Below are 21,068 nucleotides of genomic sequence, written 5' to 3'. Positions count from 1 at the left end.
CTTGAGGTTGGTGGGTGTCCGGCGAAAGCCTGGCAGCGCTCGATCTCATCGGCGCCGCAAGGCTTTCGCCTGGCCTGCTAAGGTATCACCCCAACCGTACCATTACCCACCTTCGGCTGCCGGTAAAGGTCCAGCAACACCTGGTCCAGCACCTGCGAAGCGCCCCATGGCTTGGGGTCATTGAGAATGGCCGCCACCGCCCAGGTGTGACCGTTGCTGTCACGGCTGAACCCGGCAATCGCTCGCACGGTGTTCAGGGTGCCGGTCTTGATATGCCCCTCGCCGGTCATGGCCGTGCGCTTGAGCCGCTTGCGCATGGTGCCGTCCATGCCCACCAGCGGCATCGAGCTGATGAACTCTGCCGCATAGGGGCTCTTCCACGCCGCCTGCAGCAACGCCGCCATTTCCCGGGTGCTAACCCGCTCGGCACGGGACAGTCCCGAGCCGTTCTCCATCACCAGGTGCGGCGAGGTAATGCCTTTTTTCGCCATCCATTGGCGTACTACCCGCTGGGCGGCACGGGCATCGTCGCCGTCGGCGTCGGTGCGGAACTGCGCGCCGAGGCTGAGGAACAGCTGCTGGGCCATGGTGTTGTTGCTGTACTTGTTGATGTCGCGGATCACTTCCACCAGGTCCGGCGAGAAGGCTCGGGCCAGCAGGCGTGCGCTCTTGGGCACATTCTCGAAGCGGTCGCGGCCCTGAATGCTGCCGCCGAGCTCATTCCAGATGGCCCGTACCGCGCCTGCCGCATAGGTCGGGTGGTCGAGCAGTGCCAGGTAGGTCTGCGAGTTGCAGCCATCGGCCAGTTGCCCGCTGACCGTCACGCTGACGCCGTCGGGCTGCACCACTGGGTTGTAGCGCACCTCACCGCTGCATTGCTTGCCCGACAAGGCCTTGACCTGGTTGTCGATGCGAATGCTGGCGATCGGCGGTTCGACCGAGACTGTCACCTTGCCGCCGTCGTTGCGGGCAACGAAGCGCAGGGCCTTGAGGTTGACCAGCAGCGAGTCCGGCTTGACCAGGAACGGCTTGTTGTCGTCGCCGCCGTCGTCGTTGAACTGCGGCAGGTTGGGCTGCACGAAGTGGCTGCGGTCCAGCACCAGGTCACCGGTCACGGTGCGCACGCCGTTGGCGCGCAGGTCGCGCATCAGCAGCCAGAGCTTTTCCATGTTCAGCTTGGGGTCGCCGCCGCCCTTGAGGTAGAGGTTGCCGTTGAGCACGCCATTGCTCAGGCTGCCATCGGTGTAGAACTCGGTCTTCCACTGGAAAGTCGGCCCCAGCAGCTCGAGGGCGGCATAGGTGGTGACCAGCTTCATGGTCGAGGCCGGGTTCACCGACACATCGGCGTTGAACACGGTCGCGGCCCCTGGGCCGTCGAGTGGCAGCATCACCAGGGACAGGGCCGAGTCTTGCAGTTTGTTGGTCTTGAGTGCCTGCTGCACCTTCGCTGGCAGGCTGGTGTTGACGGCGGCGGCCTGGACCGACAGGGAGAAGGGCAGGAACAGGCCGGCGAACAGTAGTGGGCGGAGCGTCTTGATCATGAGTGCGCGAACCCTGCGGGCGAGGGGAAAGACAACGGGGCTGTAAGAAATGATGGCCCCAGGACGAAATATAGTGCGCATTATGCCCCAAGCGAGGCGCGCATGGGCCGCGTTTGACGGAAAAGCGCCGTTACCCTGCGGAAACTGGTAAAGTGCCGCGCGTAATTAATTGAGAGGATTGTTTCATGGCTACCAACCGTTCCCGTCGTCTGCGCAAGAAACTGTGCGTTGACGAATTCCAGGAGCTGGGTTTCGAACTGAACCTGGGCTTCAAGGAAGACCTGTCCGATGAAGCCATCGATGCCTTCCTCGACGCCTTCCTGGCTGAAGCCATGGATGCCAACGGCCTGGACTATGTCGGCGGCGACGACTTCGGCCTGGTCTGCAAGGCTACCCGTGGTTCGGTCAGCGAAGAGCAGCGCGCTGCTGTCGAGACCTGGCTCAAAGGCCGTAGCGAACTGACCGAGATCGAAGTCAGCCCGCTGCTGGACGCCTGGTATCCGGAAAAGCCGGTCAACCCGGCTTCTTGATCGGCGCAGGCGGTGCGCGCCTCAGCGCGCCGCCTCACCCGACCTGGCCAGGTTCAAGTGCCTGGCCAGGGCCATCTCCGCGCGCCGCATATGCCGCGCCAACGCCTGCCGGCGTATCCTCTGCTCACCCACGGGCAGTTCTGAGTCCTCCAGTGCTTCGCACGCCTGCATCAACGCCCTTGCCTCCAGCATCCGCGCCGCGCTGAGGATCTTGTGTGCCTGCGCCGATAGCGCCGTGGGTGCCTGCTCGGGGTCGATGGCCATGAGTTTGTCCAGGTCCTGACCCAGGCTCTGGTGCAGGGCACTGAGCAGCCGCTCGCGGTCGGCGACGCTGTCACCCACGATCACGGACAGACCTGCGAGGGTGAAGGGCGCCGTTGGTGCAGGGCAATGGCCGCACTGGCGCGGCAGGCGGGCAGCCTGGGCAAGGTGCTGGCCGAGGACCTGCAGACCGATGGGTTTGAGCAGGCAGTCGTCCATGCCCGCATCGAGGCACTGCTGGCGCACCTCGGGCTGTGCATTGGCGGTATAGCCGAGCAGGCAGCAGGGCGGCCGACCTTGTTGGCGTTCTTCGGCGCGCACGGCCCTGGCCAGTTCGTAACCATTCATCAGCGGCATGTTGCAGTCGACGATCAGGACGTCGAAACAGCCCTCGCGCCATTTGTGCAGCCCGTCGCGGCCATCGCTGGCGGACTCCTGGTCCAGCCCCAGGTAGCTCAACTGCTGGGCCATCAGCAACAGGTTGGCCGGGTGATCGTCGACGACCAGGATCCGCAGGTGCGAATCGGGTCGGGCGATATCGCTGGCGAGCAACGGCACGCTTTCGCTCGGGTCGATGCAGTGCAGCGGCATCACCAGGCGAACCCGGGTGCCCACGCCTTGCAGGCTCTGCAGGTCGAGCTCGCCGCCCATCATGGCGCACAGGTTGCGGCTGATGACCAGGCCCAGCCCTGTGCCGGCCCGCGCACCATCGCTGTAGGGGTTGGCCTGCACGAAGGGCGAGAACAGGCGTTGCAAGTCCTGCGCATGGATGCCAATGCCGCTGTCGCGTACTTCCAGTTCGAGCATGGGGGTATCGGACCCGGTGTCCTGGCGCAGGTCGACGGTAATGCGTACCTGGCCTTGTTCGGTGAACTTGATGGCATTGCTGACCAGGTTCGACAGCACCTGCTTGAAGCGTACCGGGTCGAGCATTGCATGGCAGCGCGCGCGTTCATTGATCATCACGTCCAGCGTCAGGCCCTTGTGGCGGGCCAGGCCTTCGAACACCCGCCCGACCGACTCGACCAGTGCCGCCAGGTCCACCGGCTCGGGCGCCAGGGACAGGTGTCCGGACTCGATCCGGGCGATATCCAGGATGTCGCCGATCAGCCCCAGCAGGTCGTTGGCCGAATGATGGGCGACCTCCAGCGCCGGGCGGTCGAGCTTGCCTTGGTCGGCGCGCCTGAGGGCCAGCTCGAGCATGCCGATCAGGGCATTCATCGGCGTGCGAATTTCATGGCTGATGGTCGCCAGGAAGGTGCTCTTGGCGCGGTTGGCGTCATCGGCCTGCTGTTTGGCCATGCGCAGGTCCTGGACCAGTGCGCGACGTTCGCTGATGTCGATCCAGCCGCCGATGATGCCTTGCATTTCGCCAAGCGAGTCGCGATAGGGCAGGATCCAGTGGTAGATCGTCAATTGCGCGCCATTCAGGCGCAAGGGGCGATCGATGATCAATGGCCCTCCCTGGGCCATGACCTGACGATAATCGTCCTGAACCTGTCGGGAATATTCGTCATCGCTGAACGGGCTGTCCTCAAGGCGCTTGCCGATGACCTGCTCGAGGTCCACGCCCAGGGCCTGCAGGTAGCTGTCGTTGCAACTTTTCAGGCGTCCCTCACGGTCGCGCACGTACATGGGATGAGGGGTGCCGTTGAGCAGTGCGCCCATGAACTCCAGCTGGTCGTTGAGGGCCCGCTCGGCACGTTGGCGCTGCTTGATCTGGCGGCGCAGGCGGGCATTCCAGGCCAGGGAAATCACCAGCAAGACGCCGATCACCCCCAGCACTTGCAGGATGATGCGGCGAAAGCTGCGCCAGTAGGCGTCGTCACGCACACCGTGGTCGCGCCAGCGACTGTTGATTACCCCCAGCTCTTCCGGCGAGATGCTCAGCAGTGCCTTGTCGAGTATCGACGCCAGCTCGCTGTCCTGGGAGGTGGTCGCCATCGAGAAGGTGGCAGGTTCGGTGCCCACGGTGCTGCGAATGACCAGGCCGGTGCTGCTGGCGAGCATGTGGTTGGCGTCGATCAGGGTGGCGATCGCGGCGTCCACCGCACCGCTGTTGAGCAGGGCCAAGGAGTAGTAGGTGCTTTCGGTGGCCACTTGATGGACCTGCGGGTGGCGGGCGCTGAGTAGCGTGGTCACGGCACTGTCGCGGGGCACGGCGACACGTTTACCCTTTAGTTGCTTGAGGCTGGCCGGCTGATCTGCGCCGGTTTGACTGACCAGCACATAGGCGCTTTCCAGGTAGGGCCTGCTGACCTGTAGCGGATCTCCCTGGCGGTTATCGGTGGACAGGCTGGCGATAATGTCGGCGCGGCCGGTATCGAGCTGTTCGAGCATGTCGCTATCACCGCTGGCGCGGCGGATCTCGAAGCGCAGGCCTGTGCGCAGGCGAATCAGTTCGAGTAGGTCGGCGACGATGCCGCGCAGACGGTCATTGCTGTCGAAGAACGTCAGCGGTGCGGCGGTCTCGTTGACCACTACACGCATGATCGGATGGTTGTGCAGCCAGTTTTCCTCCCGTGGCGACAATTGCAGCTTGCGGTCGGTCAGCAGGCTGCCGCTGCTGGCACTCCAGCGTTTGAAGATATCGTTGCGGGTGGGCAGGGTCTGGGCATCGAGGGCGGCATCGACCAGTGTGCGCAGCATGAGGTCGTTCTCACGCAAGGCGAAGCTGAAGCCCACGGCCTCATGTTTGCCGAAATTGGCCATGCGCAGATGCGGCAGGTGGCCCTGGCGGATCAGGTAGTGGGTGGACACGGTGTCGCCGATGAACACGTCGGCCTGCTCGAAAGCCACCGCGTTCAAGGCCTGGGTCGATGACTCGAACGTCAGCAGTTCGGCCTTGGGGTAGTTGGCGTGGATTTCTTCGGTTGGCAGGTAATGGTAGAGCATGCTCAAGCGCATGCCTTCCAGGCCAGTGTCCAGCGCTCGGGTTTCGTCTTCGCGGGTCACCAGCACAGGCTGGTCGATGGCATAGGGGCGGGACAGCGCCAGCCCTTCGGTGGTCGCCTCATAGCCGTTGGCGCTGCCGAGCAGGTCGATCTGGCCGTTCTTCAGGGCGGCCACCGCCGCTGGCCGGCTAGGGAAGCGTTGCACTCGCACCGCCAGCCCCAGGGCGTTGCCGATCAGGCCAGCGTAGTCGGCGGTGAGACCCTGGTACTCGCGGCCACCAGTGGCGATGTCGAATGGCGGGTAGTCGGGGGCCGAGGTGCCTAGGACCAGTTCGCGGCGGGTCGACAGCCACTGGTACTGATCAGCGGTCAGGCTCGGTCGGATTACCGCCGGCGATGACCGGCTGAGCAAGGTGTAGGTGCGCCCCTGGTCCACGGTGACGCAGGCGCCTTGCAAAGGCGCGCCCAGGCTCAGGCAGAGCATCGATGTCGCCAAATACCTCCACATGCCGACCTCAGACCAGTGCGTTGCGCTTGGCGACTTCGATCAATTCCACCAAGGTGCTGGCCCGCAACTTGTGCATCAGGCGCTTCTTGTAGGTGCTGACGGTTTTGCTGCTGAGGAACATGCCGGTGGCAATTTCCTTGTTGCTGCGGCCTTGGGCAAAAAGTTGCAGTACCATCAACTCACGGTCGTTGACCTGACGGAACAGTTCGAGCTCCTGGCTGCTGCTTGCCAATGCCGGGGTGAGTGCCTGGCTGGGGAAATAGTTGTACCCGGATAATACTGCCTTGATGGCGCTGAGCAGTTCGCTGAGGTCTTCCTGTTTGCAGACATAACCGGCGGCGCCGGAATGCATGCAGCGAATGGCGAACAGCGCGGGTGACTGCGCCGTCAGCACCAATATTTTCAAGGGTGTGGCCATGGCCTGGAAGCGAGATAGCACTTCCAGGCCATCGAGCTTGGGGATGCTGATATCGAGGATAACCAGGTCGGGCAAGGTTTCGCGGATCATCTGCATGGCATCTACGCCATTGTCCGACTCGCCTGCGATGGTGTATCCCTGTGTTTCCAGCAGCATCCGTATCGCCAGGCGAATAACTGGATGGTCATCGACAATAAAGACTGTTTGCATATTCAACATTCCATGCTGCACGGTGAAGTCAGCAGGCACATTAGCGCAGTTGAAAGAGCAGCGGCAGGCGCTGGGTTGCCAAAACAGGGATATAGGAATTGACTTACAGTATAAGGGCTATATTGCTACGTGCCGTGTGGAAGTTGGTGGGCGAATATCGGAATCTTGTAATTATTTACTGTGATTGGGTTGGTTGAGTTTATTTGTGGATTGTTGTTGTAGGAAGTTTCATCGTTCAGAGTATTGCCGCTGTCGTGATGTGTGCGCCTTGCCGGCAAACCAGACACCAGTGTCTGGTTTGCCGGCAAGGCTGGCGCCTGCGGGTTGCCGGGCATCCCTTACTTCGGGCTGGAGCGCCCGGTCATTTCCAGGGCCATCTCACTGGCGAAGCTGTCGGTCATGCCGGCGATGAAGTCGATCATCCGCAGGAATGCCCCGTGCAACGAACCGTGGGGGTCGGGCGCATTGTTGCCGATCAGGTCGAGCACTCGCCGGCTCTTGAACGACGGCGTGCGCCCGCCGTGTTGTTCCAGGGCCGCGCCACAGAAGGTATTGAGGAGAATTTCCAGGGTGGTGTAGGCGCCGATCTCGTGTAGGGTCTTGCGTTTGTCCTGGAAGATTTTCTTGCGCGCCATATCCTTGGCCTGGAGCACACAGCGCTGGGCCGGACCGTGCATGTGCTCGACCAGGTCGCCGGGCAGGCGTCCGGCCAGCAAGGCGGTCTGCTGCTCGACGAAGGCCTGGGCGGCGGCGTTGGTCAGGTGCTCGATGGCCTTGCCGCGCAGGATCGCCAGCTTGCGGCGGCGCGAATCGCCCGGCCCGAGCAGGCGGTAGGTGTCCGGCAGGTCGTCGCCGACCAGATCCAGCAGCAGCGCCTCGACTTCGGCGTACTGCAGCAGGTCCATTTCCAGCCCGTCCTCGAGGTCGATCAAGGCGTAGCAGATGTCGTCGGCGGCTTCCATCAGGTACACCAACGGGTGGCGCGCCCAGCGCTGGTGTTCGAGCTGCGGCAGGCCCAGCTTGCCGGCGATCTGTTCGAGCAGGCCCAGCTCGCTCTGGTAGCAGCCGAACTTGTGTTTCTTGTAGCCCAGGGCATCGGCATGGCGTGCGGCCCAGGGGTACTTGAGGTAGGCGCCGAGGGTGGCGTAGGTCAGGCGCATGCCGCCGTCGAACTGGTGGTATTCCAGTTGGGTGAGCACGCGAAAGCCTTGGGCATTGCCCTCGAAATTGAGGAAGTCGGCGCGTTGGTCGTCGCTCATGTCGTCCAGCCAGCCGCGCCCGGCGGCCTGCTGGAACCAGTGGCGGATGGCGTCTTCGCCGGAGTGGCCGAACGGTGGATTGCCGATGTCATGGGCCAGGCAGGCGGATTGCACGATCATGCCCAGGTCGCTTGGCTCGCACCAGTCCGGCAAGCTGGCGCGTAGGGTCTCGCCGACGCGCATGCCGAGCGAGCGGCCGACACAGCTGACCTCCAGGGAGTGGGTGAGGCGAGTGTGGATATGGTCGTTGCTGGAGACCGGGTGCACCTGGGTCTTGCGCCCGAGGCGGCGGAAGGCGCCCGAGAAGATCACCCGGTCATGGTCCTTGTGGAAGGGGCTGCGGCCAAGTTCCTCGGGGCTGTAGAGGGCTTTGCCGAGGCGTTCGCGGGTCAGCAGGGTGTGCCAGTCCAAGGCGTGTTCTCCCGTCGTTGAATCGGCATAGCTTCGGGTGTCCGAGGCGCGCGCGCAAGGGCGGCGCGCGTCGTGTTTCAGGGACGACGACCGTTGAGGAACAGACGCACCAAGGGTACCAGGCTGGTACCCACGCGGATCAGCCGCGCCAGGTTGCCGCTGCGCACGCCCTTGCCGGTGAGAAAACCCAGCGCGACCACGGCGCCGATGCCCCACAGCGAGCCGTGCTTGAACCCGAGGCCTTCGCCGAACGAGCCGCCCATGCCGCGCAGGCGCCGCACCGGTTCGAGCAGTTGGCCGGATTCGTGGCGAATTTCCTGGCGGTGCATTTCCATGCGTAGACGCAGCAGGGCCTTGCGCAGTTCCCGTGGATTACGGGTATTGGGAAGTTCGGGCAGGCTCATGGCAGCAGGCGCTCCCGATCCTTGGCCAGCTCTTCGAGCGTGGCGTTGAATGGCGAGGATTCGTCGAACACCGCGGCTTTCAGGCGCAGCCCGCAGTACAGCGCGGCAACGCCATAGAAGACGCACAGGCCGATGATCCCGGCCAGCCGGTAGCTGTCCCACAGCAGCACCAGCACCAGGCCGGACAGGGCGGTCAGCAGCAGCAGGGCGAACACCAGTGCCAGCCCGGCGAACAGCAGCAGGCTGAGGGTGCGTGCCTTCTGCTCCTGCAACTCGATGCCGAACAGTTCGATATGGCTGTGCAGCAGTCCGAGGATGGCCGCGCCGAGGCGCCTGCCGGAGGCGCTGGCGCCGATGGCGTCGTTATCCATGAAGGTTCCTCAACGCTTGGCCAGCAGGCCGATCAGCAGGCCGACGCCGGCGGCGATGCCGATCGCCTGCCAGGGGTTGTCCTGCACGTACTGCTCGGCGCTGCCCAGGGCCGCCTGGCCGCGCTGGCGCACCGAGTCCTGGGTCAGTTGCAAGGTTTCGCGGGCCTGCATCAGGCGGTCGTGGATTTGCTCGCGCAGTTCGTCGGCCTGGTCGCCAGCCAGGTTGGCGGTATCGGCGAGCAGTTTCTCGGTGTCGCGGACCAGGGCCTGGAAGTCAGCCATCAAAATGTCTTGTGCAGTCTTTGCCGATTTGCTGGCCATGGATGGGCCTCTCCCTGTGGATGTGTGTGGCTATTTCGAGTGACCGCGCGCACCGAAGGTTCAGCGCGATGTGCTGGTACAGCGCTTGCTAATAGCTCTGCGTCGAATGTGCCGCATGCCGTGCGCCACTTCGGCGGATACCGATAAACCTTAACCCAATCCACGACAAACCCAAGAAAAAACCACGCAGGCGCCGCCCGGTTCAGCGAAACGGGACAGGGGCCTGGCACTGATTCGGTGCAAGGATGCCGGCTCTTGAACTGTCCTGGTGCCTTTTTGCAGGTCTGCCTTCTATGCAAAACACGCTCAGCGCGATGGACTCCCTGGTCCATGGCTCCAACACCTTGTTCATCCTCATGGGGGCGATTCTGGTCCTGGCCATGCACGCCGGCTTCGCCTTTCTGGAAGTCGGTACCGTGCGCCACAAGAACCAGGTCAACGCCCTGTCGAAGATCCTCAGCGACTTCGCCGTCTCGGCGTTGGTGTACTTCTTCGTCGGCTACTGGATCGCCTACGGCGTGAGCTTTCTGCAGCCGGCCGCGGTGCTGGCCGGCCATCACGGCTATGCGCTGGTCAAGTGCTTCTTTTTGCTGACCTTCGCCGCGGCGATCCCGGCGATCATTTCCGGTGGCATCGCCGAGCGGGCGCGTTTCGTCCCGCAGTTGTGCGCGACGGCGCTGATCGTGGCGTTCATCTACCCGTTCTTCGAGGGGGTGGTGTGGAACGGCAACCTGGGCTTGCAAGCCTGGTTGCAGGCGCGCTTCGGTGCGCCGTTCCATGATTTCGCCGGCTCCGTGGTGGTGCACGCCATGGGTGGCTGGTTGGCGTTGGCGGCGGTGTTGCTGCTGGGCGCGCGGCGTGGCCGTTATCGCGACGGGCGCCTGGTGGCGTTCGCGCCGTCGAGCATTCCATTCCTGGCGCTGGGTTCGTGGATCCTGATCATTGGCTGGTTCGGCTTCAACGTCATGAGCGCCCAGACCCTGCAAGGGGTCAGCGGGCTGGTGGCGATCAACTCGCTGATGGCCATGGTCGGCGGCACCTTGTCGGCCTTGCTGGCCGGACGCAACGACCCGGGCTTCCTGCACAACGGCCCGCTGGCCGGGCTGGTGGCGGTGTGCGCCGGTTCCGACCTGATGCACCCGGTCGGCGCTTTGGTCACCGGGCTGGTGGCCGGCGGGTTGTTCGTCTGGTGCTTCACCGCGGCGCAGAATCGCTGGAAGATCGACGATGTGCTCGGCGTGTGGCCGCTGCACGGCCTGTGTGGCGTATGGGGCGGTATCGCCTGTGGCGTGTTTGGCCAGGCAGCGCTTGGCGGGTTGGGCGGCGTCAGCCTGGTCAGCCAGTTGCTGGGTAGCCTGGTCGGGGTGTTGGTGGCACTGGCCGGTGGCTTTGTCGTGTACGGTCTGATCAAGGCGTTGCTTGGCCTGCGCTTGAACCATGAGCAGGAATTCCAGGGTGCGGACCTGGCGCTGCACCGAATTGGCGCCACCAGCCAGGATTGAGGCAGGTCAGGTGCGCGATGGCGGGGGCGGGCCTAGAATGAGCATCCATTCATGCGATTGGCGGATGTTTGCATGCTCCCCGAAACCCAACTGTTCGGCACCCTAGGGTGCCACCTGTGCGAAGTGGCCGAGGCCCTGCTGATGCCGTTCGTCGAGCATGGCCTGCTGGTCGAGCTGGTCGATATAGCCGACAGCGAAGCGTTGTTCGAGCGCTACGGCCTGAGCATCCCGGTGTTGCGTCGCTGCGACACAGGCGCCGAGCTCGGCTGGCCGTTCGACGCCGAGCAGGTGGTGGCCTTCCTTCGTTGAACCGCGCATTGACGGCAGGGCGGCTGGCTTCGTATGCTGTATATAAATACAGTATCGAGGTAACGTCATGCTCAATGTCGAGCAACTCAAGTACAGCATCAACCACATGTCCCCCGAGCGTGTGTGCGACGCCGTGCTGGAACTGCGCCTCGACGGCATCGTCACCGACGAGCGCACGCCCTTCGGCAAGGTCCACTTCAATACCTGCTTCGCGGAAATCGAGGCGCTGTTCCAGCGCGCCGGGTTTCACCGTCCGCTGGATGTGGTGGGCTACCAGGGTCTGAGCTACGCCCTCTTTGACCCCGGTCGCTGGGACGCGGTGCAGGTACTGCGCTGGCTCAAGGCGCGTTGCGAGCCGGCCTGCGAGGCTGGTTGAGGCGCGCGGGGTAGGGGATAATGCCTGTCCCTGAAGAACCGAGCCCGCCAATGACCACGCCTTTCGACCCAGCCCGCCAGCAAGCCAGCACCGTATGCCTGCCGCCAGGGGCCTGGGCGACCGTGCTCGATTGCTTGAGCGATCACTTCAAGGGCATCACCCGCGAGCAGTGGCTCGATCGCTTTGCCCGGGGCCGGGTGCTCGATGCCCAGGGGCAGGCTATCGCAGCCGAATTGCCGTATCGGCGCGGCATGCGCCTGCATTATTTTCGTGAAGTGCCCAACGAGAAGGCGATACCGGTGCAGGAGGAGATTCTGCATATTGACGAGCACCTGGTGGTGGCGGACAAGCCGCATTTTCTGCCGGTCACGCCCACTGGCGAATACGTCGAGCACACCCTGCTGCGCCGCCTGATCCGGCGCCTGGACAACCCCCATCTGGTGCCGCTGCACCGTATCGACCGGCACACTGCCGGGTTGGTGTTGTTCTCGGCCAACCCACAAAGCCGTGGTGCTTACCAGCGCCTGTTCCCGGAACGACGCATCGACAAGCACTACCAGGCCATTGCCGCTGCGATGCCGCAGCATGACTACCCGCTGGTGCATCGCAGCCGTCTGGTGCATGGCGAGCCGTTCTTCCGCATGCATGAGGTCGAGGGTGTTGAGAACAGCGAGACTCTCGCCTGCGTGCTGGAGAAAAATGGCGAGCTGTGGCGCTATGGCTTGTCGCCGGTCACCGGCAAGACCCATCAGTTGCGGGTGCATATGGCGGCGTTGGGGGCGGGTATCTGCAACGACCCGTTCTATCCGCGGTTGCTCAGTGAACAGGACGATTATGCGAAACCGTTGAAGCTGCTGGCCCAGAGCCTGAGTTTCGCGGACCCGTTGACGGGTGAGGCGCGCTATTTCGAAAGCCGCTTGCAATTGGACTGGTAAAGATCAGTCACAAACCTTTGAGCAGGCGCTGGGATGGTCGTCGCAGGCGTCGGTGCCAGCACCGCGGCGCCTGATTCGCCAGCAAGGCTGGCTCCTACGGGGAGCGAGCAGGTCGCGAACATCGTAGGAGCCGGCTTGCCGGCGAACACCGGCAAGGCTCCTACGGTTCGTCGCCGCTGCTCAGCGGTTGAAGCGCTCCACCAGCGAATACTGCGAACCGGCGGTGCTGGTCAGTTCTTCGCTGAGCAGCGCCGAACGCTGGGCCTGGCCGGCCGTCTGGTCAGCCAGGTCGGCGATGGTGCTGATGTTGCGGCTGATCTCCTCGGCCACCGCGGACTGCTCCTCGGTGGCGGCGGCGATCTGCGTGGCCATGTCGGTAATATTGGCCACCGCTTCGCTGATACCCACCAGCGCCTGGTCGGCCTCCATCACCCGCTCGACACCTTCCTGGGCCTGGCGATGACCGGTCTCCATGGTCTGCACCGCGTTGTTGGCGGTTTGTTGCAGCTTGGCAATCAGGGTGTGGATCTGCCCGGTGGACTCGGCCGTGCGTTGCGCCAACTGGCGAACCTCGTCGGCGACCACGGCGAAGCCACGGCCCATCTCGCCGGCCCGTGCTGCCTCGATGGCGGCGTTGAGCGCCAGCAGGTTGGTCTGGTCGGCGATGCCCTTGATCACATCGACCACGCCGCCGATCTCGTCGCTGTCCTTGGCCAGCTGGGTGACAGTCAGCCCGGTTTCACCGACGGCGGCGGACAGGCGCTCGATTGCGTCGCGGGTTTCACCGGCAATGTTGCGACCCTGGCTGGTCAGGCGGTTGGCTTCCTGGGTGGCGTCGGCGGTGCGCTGCACGTGGTTGGCCACTTCCTGGGTGGTGGCCGCCATCTGGTTGACCGCGGCAGCCACCTGTTCGGTTTCCACGCGCTGGCGCTCCAGGCCCGAGGAGCTCTGGTGGGCCAGGGCATCGGACTGGCGCGCCTGGTCGCTGAGCTGTTCGGCGCTGTCCTGCAGGCGGGTCAGACAGGTCTTCATCCGCGCGTCCTGGCTGAGCATGGCCATTTCCAGGCGCGCCTGCACGCCGCGGCTGTCGGTGTACATCTGCGCGATCAACGGGTCGGAGGTGGTCTGCTCGGCCAGGCGCAGCAGGCGCTTGAGACCGCGTTGCTGCCAGCTCAGGCCCAGCAGGCCCAGTGGTACCGACAGCCCGGCGGCCAGGGCGAAGCCCCAGGAGTGGCCCAGCCAGTTGCCGATCAGGAAGCCGATCTGGCTGACCAGGATGAACGGCAGCCAGTCCTGCAGCACTGGCAGCCATTTGTCACGCTTGGGAATGGCCGAATGGCCCTGGTTGATGCGTTGGTACAACGCCTCGGCGCGGCGGATCTGTTCGGCGGTGGGCTTGACCCGCACCGACTCGTAGCCGACCACCTGGTTGCTATCGAAGATTGGCGTGACGTAGGCATTGACCCAGTAATGGTCGCCCGACTTGCAGCGGTTCTTGACGATGCCCATCCACGGCAGGCCCTGCTTGAGGGTCTGCCACATGTGGGCGAACACGGCCGGCGGTACATCGGGGTGGCGCACCAGGTTGTGTGGTGCGCCCATCAGGTCCTCGCGGGAGAAACCGCTGATCTCGATGAAGGCATCGTTGCAGTAGGTGATCACGCCCTTGGCGTTGGTGGTCGAGATCAACCGCTGCTGGGCAGGGAAAGTCCGTTCTCTCTGGGTAATCGGCTGGTTGTTACGCATTGGCTGTTCAATCCGCGAGGCTTTCCATGGGTATCGGCAAGCCTCTGGTTTTATTGAATGAATAATTAACTGCGTTGATCTGGCGCAAAATGCGTGAGCTGTACCTGGGGTAGCGCGTAGATCGCGCAAGTTGCCGCCAAAAATTACAGTTTTCTTTATAAATGATGACGATTTGGTCTGATCATGACCGATTGTTCAATGCAGGGCCAGCATCGGGTAGCTGAAAGCGGCGAAGTGCGCCAGGTTGACGCAGGCGTGACACAGCACCGCCGCCGTGAGGCCGCCATGGCGATAAGCCAGACCATACCCAACCCCCGCCAGGGTGGCCAGGTAGAACCACTGCCAACCTCCAGCCAGGTGCGCCAGGCCGAATACCAGTGCGGCCACCAGCAACGCCAGCCCATCATGTTTGAACAGACGTTGCAGGCCGCCCTGGATATAGCCGCGGAACAATAATTCCTCGGTCAGGCTCACCAGCAGCAGGTTGTTGGCCAGCCAGAGCCAGGCCTGATCAGGCCATTTTGGTGCCCAGGCCACCAGGCCGAGGGCCCAGGCGCCGCCCAGGCAGGCGAGCAGGGTCAGGGGCAAGATCAGCGCCAGGCTCAGGGCCACGCCGCGCGCGCGCAGCATCACCAACCACGGACAGGCCAGTAGTAGCCACAGGCCAATCAGCGGTTTGTCCAGGTTCAGGTACATGGAGAACGGCACCGCGCCTTCGCTGAGCACGGCCTTGTCGATGACGCGGGCGCCGTGGAAGCCGGGCAGCCAGTGCAGCGCCAGGGCGATGGCGAGGACGATGAACAGCAGGTGGCCGAGGGTCTGTTGCCAGCGTACCCGGCGCCGTGCGAGCAGGCCGCTGCACAGCAGGGCGAGCAAGGCGGGCAGGGCGATCAGGCCGAGGCTGCCGTGGGTCAGTGCGAGGGTGTAGCCGAGGCCGAGCAGGAGCAGGGCGATCCAGTGGGGAAGAGGCATGAGGGGTCCTTGTGCCGGTGGGTCCATGGAGGGTAGGACTTACCCCAAGGCCTTCAGGACACTTGGATGTTTGCGCGCTTGGACGGGTAATGCCGGGACCGCGTTGCGGTCCTTTCGCGGCACAAGGCCGCACCTACAGGGGACCGCGCCGTCCTGTAGGAGCGGCCTTGTGCCGCGAAAGGGTCGCAAAGCGACCCCAGCAATCTTGAATTGGAAAGGGATGGGCCCAGCTTTACCCTGCGATCAATTGCCGCAGCACATAATGCAGGATCCCCCCCGACTTGAAGTACTCCACCTCATTGAGGGTGTCGATCCGGCACAACACCTCGATCTGTTCCTGCTCGCCGCTCTCGCGGGTGATGCGCAGCGCCAGGCTCATGCCCGGGCGGATCTGCGCCCCGCCAAGGCCCAGCACATCGATGCGTTCCTTGCCGGTCAGCCCCAAGCGCTTGCGATCGTCCCCAGCCTTGAACTGCAGCGGCAGCACGCCCATGCCCACCAGGTTGGAGCGGTGGATGCGCTCGAAGCTCTCCGCCAGCACCGCCTTGACCCCCAGCAGGTTGGTGCCCTTGGCCGCCCAGTCGCGGCTGGAGCCGGTGCCGTACTCCTGCCCGGCGATCACCACCAGCGGCGTGCCATCCTGTTGGTAGCGCATGGCCGCGTCATAGATCGACAGCTTCTCGCCGGAGGGCACATACAGGGTGTTGCCACCTTCCTCGCCGCCGAGCATCTCGTTGCGAATGCGGATGTTGGCGAAGGTGCCGCGCATCATCACCTCATGGTTGCCGCGTCGTGAGCCATAGGAGTTGAAGTCGCGTGGCTCCACGCCTTTTTCGCGCAGGTAGCGCCCGGCTGGGCTATCGGCCTTGATGTTGCCGGCCGGCGAGATATGGTCGGTGGTCACCGAGTCGCCGAGCAGGGCGAGGATGCGCGCGCCCTGGATATCGGCGATCTCTGGCGGCGGCCCGGCGATGTCGTCGAAGAACGGTGGGTGCTGGATATAGGTGGAGTCGTCCTGCCAGACATAGGTGGCCGCCTGCGGCACCTCGATGGCCTGCCACTGGGCGTCACCGGCGAAGACCTCGGCGTATTCCTTGTGGAACATCCGCGTGTCGACCTTGGCCACGGCCTCGGCGATTTCCTGCTGGCTCGGCCAGATATCGCGCAGGTACACCGGCTGGCCGTCCTTGCCGGTGCCCAGCGGGTCCTGGCCGAGGTCGACGCGCACGCTGCCGGCCAGGGCATAGGCCACTACCAGCGGTGGCGAGGCCAACCAGTTGGTCTTGACCAGTGGGTGCACCCGGCCTTCGAAGTTGCGGTTGCCCGACAGCACCGAGGCGACGGTCAGGTCAGCGCTGCCGATGGCTTGTTCGATGGCCTCGTCCAGGGGGCCGGAGTTGCCGATGCAGGTGGTGCAGCCGTAGCCGACCAGGTCGAAGCCAAGCTGGTCCAGGTACGGGGTCAGGCCCGCGGCCTTGTAGTAGTCGGTGACCACTTTCGAGCCGGGGGCGAGCGAACTCTTGACCCACGGCTTGCGCTGCAGGCCCTTCTCCACGGCTTTCTTCGCCACCAGTCCGGCGGCCATCATCACGCTGGGGTTGGAGGTGTTGGTGCAGGAGGTGATGGCGGCGATCACCACCGCGCCGTCGCGCAGGGTGTGGGTCTGGTTTTCGTGGGTGTAGTCGATCTCGCCAGCCTGGTCGGCATTGCCCACCGCCACGCCACCGCCGCCTTCGCTTTCCAGGCGGCCGACTTCCTTGGCCAGGGGCTTGGGCTGCAGCTCGATGAAGTGGTCGAAGGCCTGGCGCACCTGGCCCAGGGCGACGCGGTCCTGCGGGCGCTTGGGCCCGGCCAGGCTGGCTTCCACATCGTTCATGTCCAACGCCAGTGTGTCGCTGAACAGCGGCTCTTGGCCGGGCAGGCGCCATAGGCCCTGGGCCTTGCAGTAGGCCTCGACCAGTTGCACTGTCTGTTCGGGGCGGCCGGACAGGCGCAGGTAGTCGAGGGTCACCTGGTCGACCGGGAAGAAGCCGCAGGTGGCGCCATACTCGGGCGCCATGTTGGCAATGGTGGCACGGTCGGCCAGTGGCAGGTCGGCCAGGCCGTCGCCATAGAACTCGACGAACTTGCCGACCACGCCCTTCTTGCGCAGCATCTGGGTGACGGTCAGCACCAGGTCGGTGGCGGTGATGCCTTCGCGCAGCTTGCCGGTGAGCTTGAAGCCGATCACCTCGGGGATCAGCATCGACACCGGCTGGCCGAGCATCGCAGCTTCGGCCTCGATACCGCCGACGCCCCAGCCGAGCACGCCGAGGCCGTTGATCATGGTGGTGTGTGAGTCGGTGCCGACCAGCGTGTCGGGGAAGGCGTAGGTGCGGCCGTCCTCATCGCGGGTCCATACCGTGCGCCCCAGGTACTCGAGGTTGACCTGGTGACAGATACCAGTACCCGGCGGCACCACGCGGAAGTTGTCGAAGGCGCTCTGGCCCCAGCGTAGGAAAGCATAACGCTCGCCATTGCGTTGCATCTCGATGTCGACGTTCTGGGCGAAGGCGCTGGGGCTGGCGTAGCGGTCGACCATGACCGAGTGGTCGATCACCAGGTCCACCGGCGACAGCGGGTTGATCCGCTGCGGGTCGCCGCCGGCCTTGGCCATGGCCGCGCGCATGGCGGCCAGGTCGACCACCGCCGGCACGCCGGTGAAGTCCTGCATCAGCACCCGCGCCGGGCGGTACTGGATCTCACGGTCGCTGCGGCGCTCCTGCAGCCATTTGGCCAGGGCGAGCAGGTCGTCGCCGGTGACGGTCTTGCCGTCCTCCCAGCGCAGCAGGTTTTCCAGCAACACTTTCAGCGACATCGGCAGGCGCTGCAGGTCGCCGAGTTGGCGGGCGGCTTCGGTGAGGCTGAAATAGTGGTAGGCGCGGTCGGCCACCTGCAGGGTCTTGAGGGTTTTCAGGCTATCGAGCGAGGGCATTTACAACTCCTTGTGCTCCGGTGCCCGGCGGCTGCCAATGGCTCGCCGGTGTCACCGCTCTGGATTGGTCCGCACGGCACGGACCTGGCTGAACAGTCAGGTTAGACCGGTTTGCCCGACCTGACCTTTTTCTGGACCGATGGGGCGTGTCGCAGGTTCCGATCTTCCTTTATCATTCGCCGCCCTGGCGCCATCTGCGCCAGTGATGTGGAGTGAGAAATGAATACCCTGTTCATGCATTGCCGGCCCGGCTTCGAGGGCGAGGTCTGCGCCGAAATCAGCGAACACGCCGCCCACCTGGGCGTGGCCGGTTATGCCAAGGGAAAGCCACAAAGCGCTTGCGCCGAATTCGTCTGCACCGAGCCTGGCGGCGCCGAACGCATGATGCGGGAGCTGCGCTTCGCCCAGTTGATCTTCCCGCGCCAGTGGGCGCGTGGCGCCTTCGTCGAACTGCCCGAGACCGACCGCATCAGCGTGCTGCTCGAACACCTGGCTGAACTGCCGGTGTGTGGCAGCCTGTGGCTGGAGGTGCTCGACAGCAACGAGGGCAAGGAGCTGTCGACCTTCTGCCGCAAGTTCGAGGTGCCGCTGCGCAAGGCCCTGGAGAAGGCTGGCCGGCTGGTGGACGACGCCCGCCGTCCGCGCTTGCTGCTGACTTTCATCAGCGGCCGCCGGGTGTTCCTCGGCCTGGCCGAGGCCGACAACTCGGCGTTGTGGCCGATGGGCATCCCACGGCTGAAGTTTCCCCGCGAGGCCCCGAGCCGCTCGACCCTCAAGCTCGAGGAAGCCTGGCACCAGTTCATCCCGCGCGAGCAATGGGACGCGCGCCTGAACGACGACATGACCGGCGTCGACCTGGGCGCATCCCCCGGTGGCTGGACCTACCAGCTGGTCAAGCGCGGCATGCTGGTGACCGCCATCGACAACGGCCCGATGGCCGAGAGCCTGATGGACACCGGCCTGGTCACCCACCTGATGGCCGACGGTTTCACCTGGCAGCCGAAGCGCATCGTGGACTGGATGGTCTGCGACATCGTCGAGAAACCGGCGCGTACCGCGTCGCTGATCGAGACCTGGCTGGGCGAGGGGTTGTGCCGTGAAGCGGTGGTCAACCTGAAATTGCCGATGAAGCAGCGCCATGCCGAGGTGCGCAAGCTGCTGGACCGTATCGAGGCGGGGTTCAAGGCGCGCAAGGTCAAGGTGTCGATCGCCTGCAAGCAGCTGTACCACGACCGCGAGGAAGTGACCTGCCACTTGCGCCGGCTCGACCTGAAGTAACCCCGGCAGGCGCCAGCAAGGCTGGCGCCCGCAGGGAGACGTGGGCCTGCTTATGCGCCACAATGACGATCATTTTGCGGAGTCCTTCATGACCGATTTCACCCACGACGCGATCCTCGATGCCAGCGGCCTGAGTTGCCCGGAGCCGGTGATGATGCTGCACAAGCATGTGCGCGAGCTGGTATCCGGCGGCGTGCTCAAGGTCATCGCCACCGACCCGTCGACCCGCCGCGACATCCCCAAGTTCTGCATTTTCCTCGGCCACGAGCTGCTCGGCCAGGAAGAAGACGCCGGAACCTACCTGTACTGGATCCGCAAGAAGGCCGACTGAGCCCGCCGCGATCGCGCTACACTGCGCTCCCCTGACAGGAGAGCGCCATGCTGATAGTTGCCGACGAGAATATCCCGCTGCTCGATGCCTTCTTTGCCGGTTTCGGTGAAATCCGCCGTTATCCCGGCCGGGCCATCGACGCCGCCTGCGTCAAGGACGCCGACGTGCTGCTGGTACGCTCGGTGACTCGCGTCGATCGGCAACTGCTCGCAGGCAGTCGGGTACGCTTCGTCGGCACCTGCACCATCGGCACCGATCACCTCGACCTCGAACACTTCGCCGAAGCCGGTATCCACTGGAGCAGCGCGCCGGGCTGCAACGCCCGTGGCGTGGTGGACTACGTGCTGGGCAGCCTGCTGACCCTGGCCGAACTCGAGGGTGCCGACCTGGGCAAGCGCGTTTATGGCGTGGTCGGCGCGGGTGAGGTCGGCGGACGACTGGTGCGGGTGCTGCGCGGCCTCGGTTGGAAGGTGCTGGTGTGCGACCCGGTGCGACAGGCCAGCGAGGGCGGTGCCTTCGTCGACCTTGAGACGATCCTTGAACAGTGCGATGTGATCAGCCTGCATACGCCGTTGCAACGCGCTGGTGAGCATCCCACCTGGCACCTGCTCGACCAGCCACGCCTGGCGCGGTTGCGCGCCGGTGCCTGGTTGATCAATGCCAGCCGTGGCCCGGTGGTGGACAACGCGGCGTTGCGCGAACTGCTGCTTGACCGTGAAGACCTGCACGCGGTGCTCGATGTGTGGGAGGGCGAGCCGCAGGTCGACCTGCAACTGGCCGACCTGTGCACCCTGGCCACCCCGCATATCGCCGGCTACAGCCTGGATGGCAAGCAGCGTGGCACCGCGCAGATCTACCAGGCGTTCTGCCGCTGGCGGGGCGAGGCCGAACAGGTGCGCCTGGTCGATTTGCTGCCGGCGCCAGCGCTGGCACAGCTCGAGCTCGATGCCAGCGCGGAGCCGGCCTGGGCGCTGGCCACCTTGTGCCGGGCAGTGTATGACCCACGCCGTGACGATGCGGACTTTCGGCGTAGCCTGAGCGAGGAGGTGGCCGAGCAGCGTGCCGCCTTCGACCTGCTGCGCAAGCATTACCCAGTGCGACGAGAGATCGAGGGGCTGGCGGTGCGGGTGCGCGGCGAAGCGCCGCAGTTGGCGCAGATGGTCAGCGCCTTGGGCGCGATACTGGTGTAGCAGCCGGCTTGCCGGCCAACCACTGCGTTGCCTGGTTCGCCGGCAAGCCGGCTCCTACCGGTATCAAGGGTCAATAAAAACCCGGCGCCTGGCCGGGTTTTAGGGAATACCTAGGCTCAACCCTGCTTGACCTTCTCGACCCGGCTCTGCTCCAGGTCCTTGCAGGCCTTCTGGATCATCTGCTCGGTAATCGGGATCTCGCGCCCCTGGGCATCGATGATCGAGCCGCATACCTGAGGTTGCGGTGGGGTCTTGGGCTTATCGGTGCTGTGCTGCAAGCTCATGTCCTGTCTCCTCATCAGGTTCAAGCTCAAGGGTATCGCTGCG

The 21,068-nt window shown here is 64.5% G+C and carries 19 protein-coding genes; 8 read left to right on the top strand and 11 right to left on the bottom strand.

Annotated elements, in window-relative coordinates:
- Nucleotides 1-77: 77 nt before the first annotated feature.
- Nucleotides 78-1,541, bottom strand: coding sequence for a D-alanyl-D-alanine carboxypeptidase/D-alanyl-D-alanine-endopeptidase (dacB, locus tag E3U47_RS18815; RefSeq protein ID WP_134693172.1), 1,464 nt, complete (start codon nucleotides 1,539-1,541; stop codon nucleotides 78-80).
- 185 nt (nucleotides 1,542-1,726) lie between these two features.
- On the opposite strand from dacB, the gene E3U47_RS18810 reads away from it, so the two are divergent.
- Nucleotides 1,727-2,071 carry a YggL family protein gene (locus E3U47_RS18810; protein ID WP_134693171.1) on the top strand — a complete coding sequence of 115 codons (345 nt, stop codon included), beginning with the start codon at nucleotides 1,727-1,729 and terminating at the stop codon, nucleotides 2,069-2,071.
- Between the two features lie 21 nt (nucleotides 2,072-2,092).
- Here E3U47_RS18810 and E3U47_RS18805 read toward each other — a convergent pair whose 3' ends face one another.
- The 6 genes from E3U47_RS18805 to E3U47_RS18780 all read right to left on the bottom strand — a co-directional run bounded on the left by E3U47_RS18805 (nucleotide 2,093) and on the right by E3U47_RS18780 (nucleotide 9,128).
- Nucleotides 2,093-5,710 (bottom strand): ATP-binding protein, encoded by a 3,618-nt coding sequence (locus E3U47_RS18805; protein WP_372239526.1) that lies wholly within the window; start codon nucleotides 5,708-5,710, stop codon nucleotides 2,093-2,095.
- 31 nt (nucleotides 5,711-5,741) lie between these two features.
- Complete coding sequence (locus tag E3U47_RS18800; RefSeq protein WP_134693169.1) at nucleotides 5,742-6,362, bottom strand: response regulator transcription factor; 621 nt, start codon at nucleotides 6,360-6,362, stop codon at nucleotides 5,742-5,744.
- Between the two features lie 338 nt (nucleotides 6,363-6,700).
- On the bottom strand, nucleotides 6,701-8,032 hold the full coding sequence (locus E3U47_RS18795) for a deoxyguanosinetriphosphate triphosphohydrolase (protein ID WP_134693168.1): 1,332 nt from the start codon (nucleotides 8,030-8,032) through the stop codon (nucleotides 6,701-6,703).
- Nucleotides 8,033-8,109: 77 nt separating this feature from the next.
- Complete coding sequence (locus tag E3U47_RS18790; protein WP_134693167.1) at nucleotides 8,110-8,436, bottom strand: hypothetical protein; 327 nt, start codon at nucleotides 8,434-8,436, stop codon at nucleotides 8,110-8,112.
- On the bottom strand, nucleotides 8,433-8,807 hold the full coding sequence (locus E3U47_RS18785) for a phage holin family protein (RefSeq protein ID WP_134693166.1): 375 nt from the start codon (nucleotides 8,805-8,807) through the stop codon (nucleotides 8,433-8,435). The genes E3U47_RS18790 and E3U47_RS18785 overlap by 4 nt, the downstream gene beginning before the upstream one ends.
- A 9-nt stretch (nucleotides 8,808-8,816) precedes the next feature.
- Nucleotides 8,817-9,128: a YqjD family protein gene (locus E3U47_RS18780; RefSeq protein ID WP_134693165.1), complete on the bottom strand. Its 312-nt coding sequence runs from the start codon at nucleotides 9,126-9,128 to the stop codon at nucleotides 8,817-8,819.
- A gap of 293 nt (nucleotides 9,129-9,421) precedes the next feature.
- Between E3U47_RS18780 and E3U47_RS18775 the strand changes: the two genes are divergently transcribed.
- The 4 genes from E3U47_RS18775 to E3U47_RS18760 all read left to right on the top strand — a co-directional run bounded on the left by E3U47_RS18775 (nucleotide 9,422) and on the right by E3U47_RS18760 (nucleotide 12,250).
- Complete coding sequence (locus E3U47_RS18775; RefSeq protein ID WP_134693164.1) at nucleotides 9,422-10,630, top strand: ammonium transporter; 1,209 nt, start codon at nucleotides 9,422-9,424, stop codon at nucleotides 10,628-10,630.
- 72 nt (nucleotides 10,631-10,702) lie between these two features.
- A complete protein-coding gene (locus E3U47_RS18770) occupies nucleotides 10,703-10,939 on the top strand; it encodes a glutaredoxin family protein (protein WP_134693163.1) in 237 nt (78 codons plus the stop codon).
- A 67-nt stretch (nucleotides 10,940-11,006) separates the two neighbouring features.
- Nucleotides 11,007-11,315, top strand: coding sequence for a transcriptional regulator (locus tag E3U47_RS18765; RefSeq protein WP_134693162.1), 309 nt, complete (start codon nucleotides 11,007-11,009; stop codon nucleotides 11,313-11,315).
- A gap of 50 nt (nucleotides 11,316-11,365) precedes the next feature.
- Nucleotides 11,366-12,250, top strand: coding sequence for a pseudouridine synthase (locus E3U47_RS18760; protein WP_134693161.1), 885 nt, complete (start codon nucleotides 11,366-11,368; stop codon nucleotides 12,248-12,250).
- A 180-nt stretch (nucleotides 12,251-12,430) separates the two neighbouring features.
- Here E3U47_RS18760 and E3U47_RS18755 read toward each other — a convergent pair whose 3' ends face one another.
- From E3U47_RS18755 to acnA, 3 genes are all read right to left on the bottom strand, one after another.
- Nucleotides 12,431-13,996, bottom strand: coding sequence for a PAS domain-containing methyl-accepting chemotaxis protein (locus E3U47_RS18755; protein ID WP_134693160.1), 1,566 nt, complete (start codon nucleotides 13,994-13,996; stop codon nucleotides 12,431-12,433).
- A 195-nt stretch (nucleotides 13,997-14,191) separates the two neighbouring features.
- Complete coding sequence (locus E3U47_RS18750; RefSeq protein WP_134693159.1) at nucleotides 14,192-14,968, bottom strand: CPBP family intramembrane glutamic endopeptidase; 777 nt, start codon at nucleotides 14,966-14,968, stop codon at nucleotides 14,192-14,194.
- A 232-nt stretch (nucleotides 14,969-15,200) separates the two neighbouring features.
- Nucleotides 15,201-17,942, bottom strand: a complete 2,742-nt coding sequence (gene acnA, locus E3U47_RS18740; RefSeq protein WP_134693158.1) for an aconitate hydratase AcnA — start codon at nucleotides 17,940-17,942, stop codon at nucleotides 15,201-15,203.
- 219 nt (nucleotides 17,943-18,161) lie between these two features.
- On the opposite strand from acnA, the gene rlmM reads away from it, so the two are divergent.
- From rlmM to pdxB, 3 genes are all read left to right on the top strand, one after another.
- On the top strand, nucleotides 18,162-19,220 hold the full coding sequence (gene rlmM / locus E3U47_RS18735) for a 23S rRNA (cytidine(2498)-2'-O)-methyltransferase RlmM (RefSeq protein WP_134693157.1): 1,059 nt from the start codon (nucleotides 18,162-18,164) through the stop codon (nucleotides 19,218-19,220).
- 88 nt (nucleotides 19,221-19,308) lie between these two features.
- Nucleotides 19,309-19,551 carry a sulfurtransferase TusA gene (gene tusA / locus E3U47_RS18730; protein ID WP_134693156.1) on the top strand — a complete coding sequence of 81 codons (243 nt, stop codon included), beginning with the start codon at nucleotides 19,309-19,311 and terminating at the stop codon, nucleotides 19,549-19,551.
- 47 nt (nucleotides 19,552-19,598) lie between these two features.
- Nucleotides 19,599-20,741, top strand: a complete 1,143-nt coding sequence (gene pdxB / locus E3U47_RS18725; protein WP_134693155.1) for a 4-phosphoerythronate dehydrogenase PdxB — start codon at nucleotides 19,599-19,601, stop codon at nucleotides 20,739-20,741.
- A gap of 116 nt (nucleotides 20,742-20,857) precedes the next feature.
- On the opposite strand, the gene E3U47_RS25020 is transcribed toward pdxB, so the two are convergent.
- On the bottom strand, nucleotides 20,858-21,025 hold the full coding sequence (locus E3U47_RS25020; RefSeq protein ID WP_167659508.1) for a PA1571 family protein: 168 nt from the start codon (nucleotides 21,023-21,025) through the stop codon (nucleotides 20,858-20,860).
- Between the last annotated feature and the right edge of the window lie 43 nt (nucleotides 21,026-21,068).

Origin of the sequence: Pseudomonas sp. RIT623, assembly GCF_004519305.1 — a bacterium.
Classification (GTDB): Bacteria; Pseudomonadota; Gammaproteobacteria; order Pseudomonadales; family Pseudomonadaceae; genus Aquipseudomonas.
The sequence above is the reverse complement of the archived record's forward strand: the minus strand, read 5'-3'. Positions and strand labels throughout refer to the sequence as shown.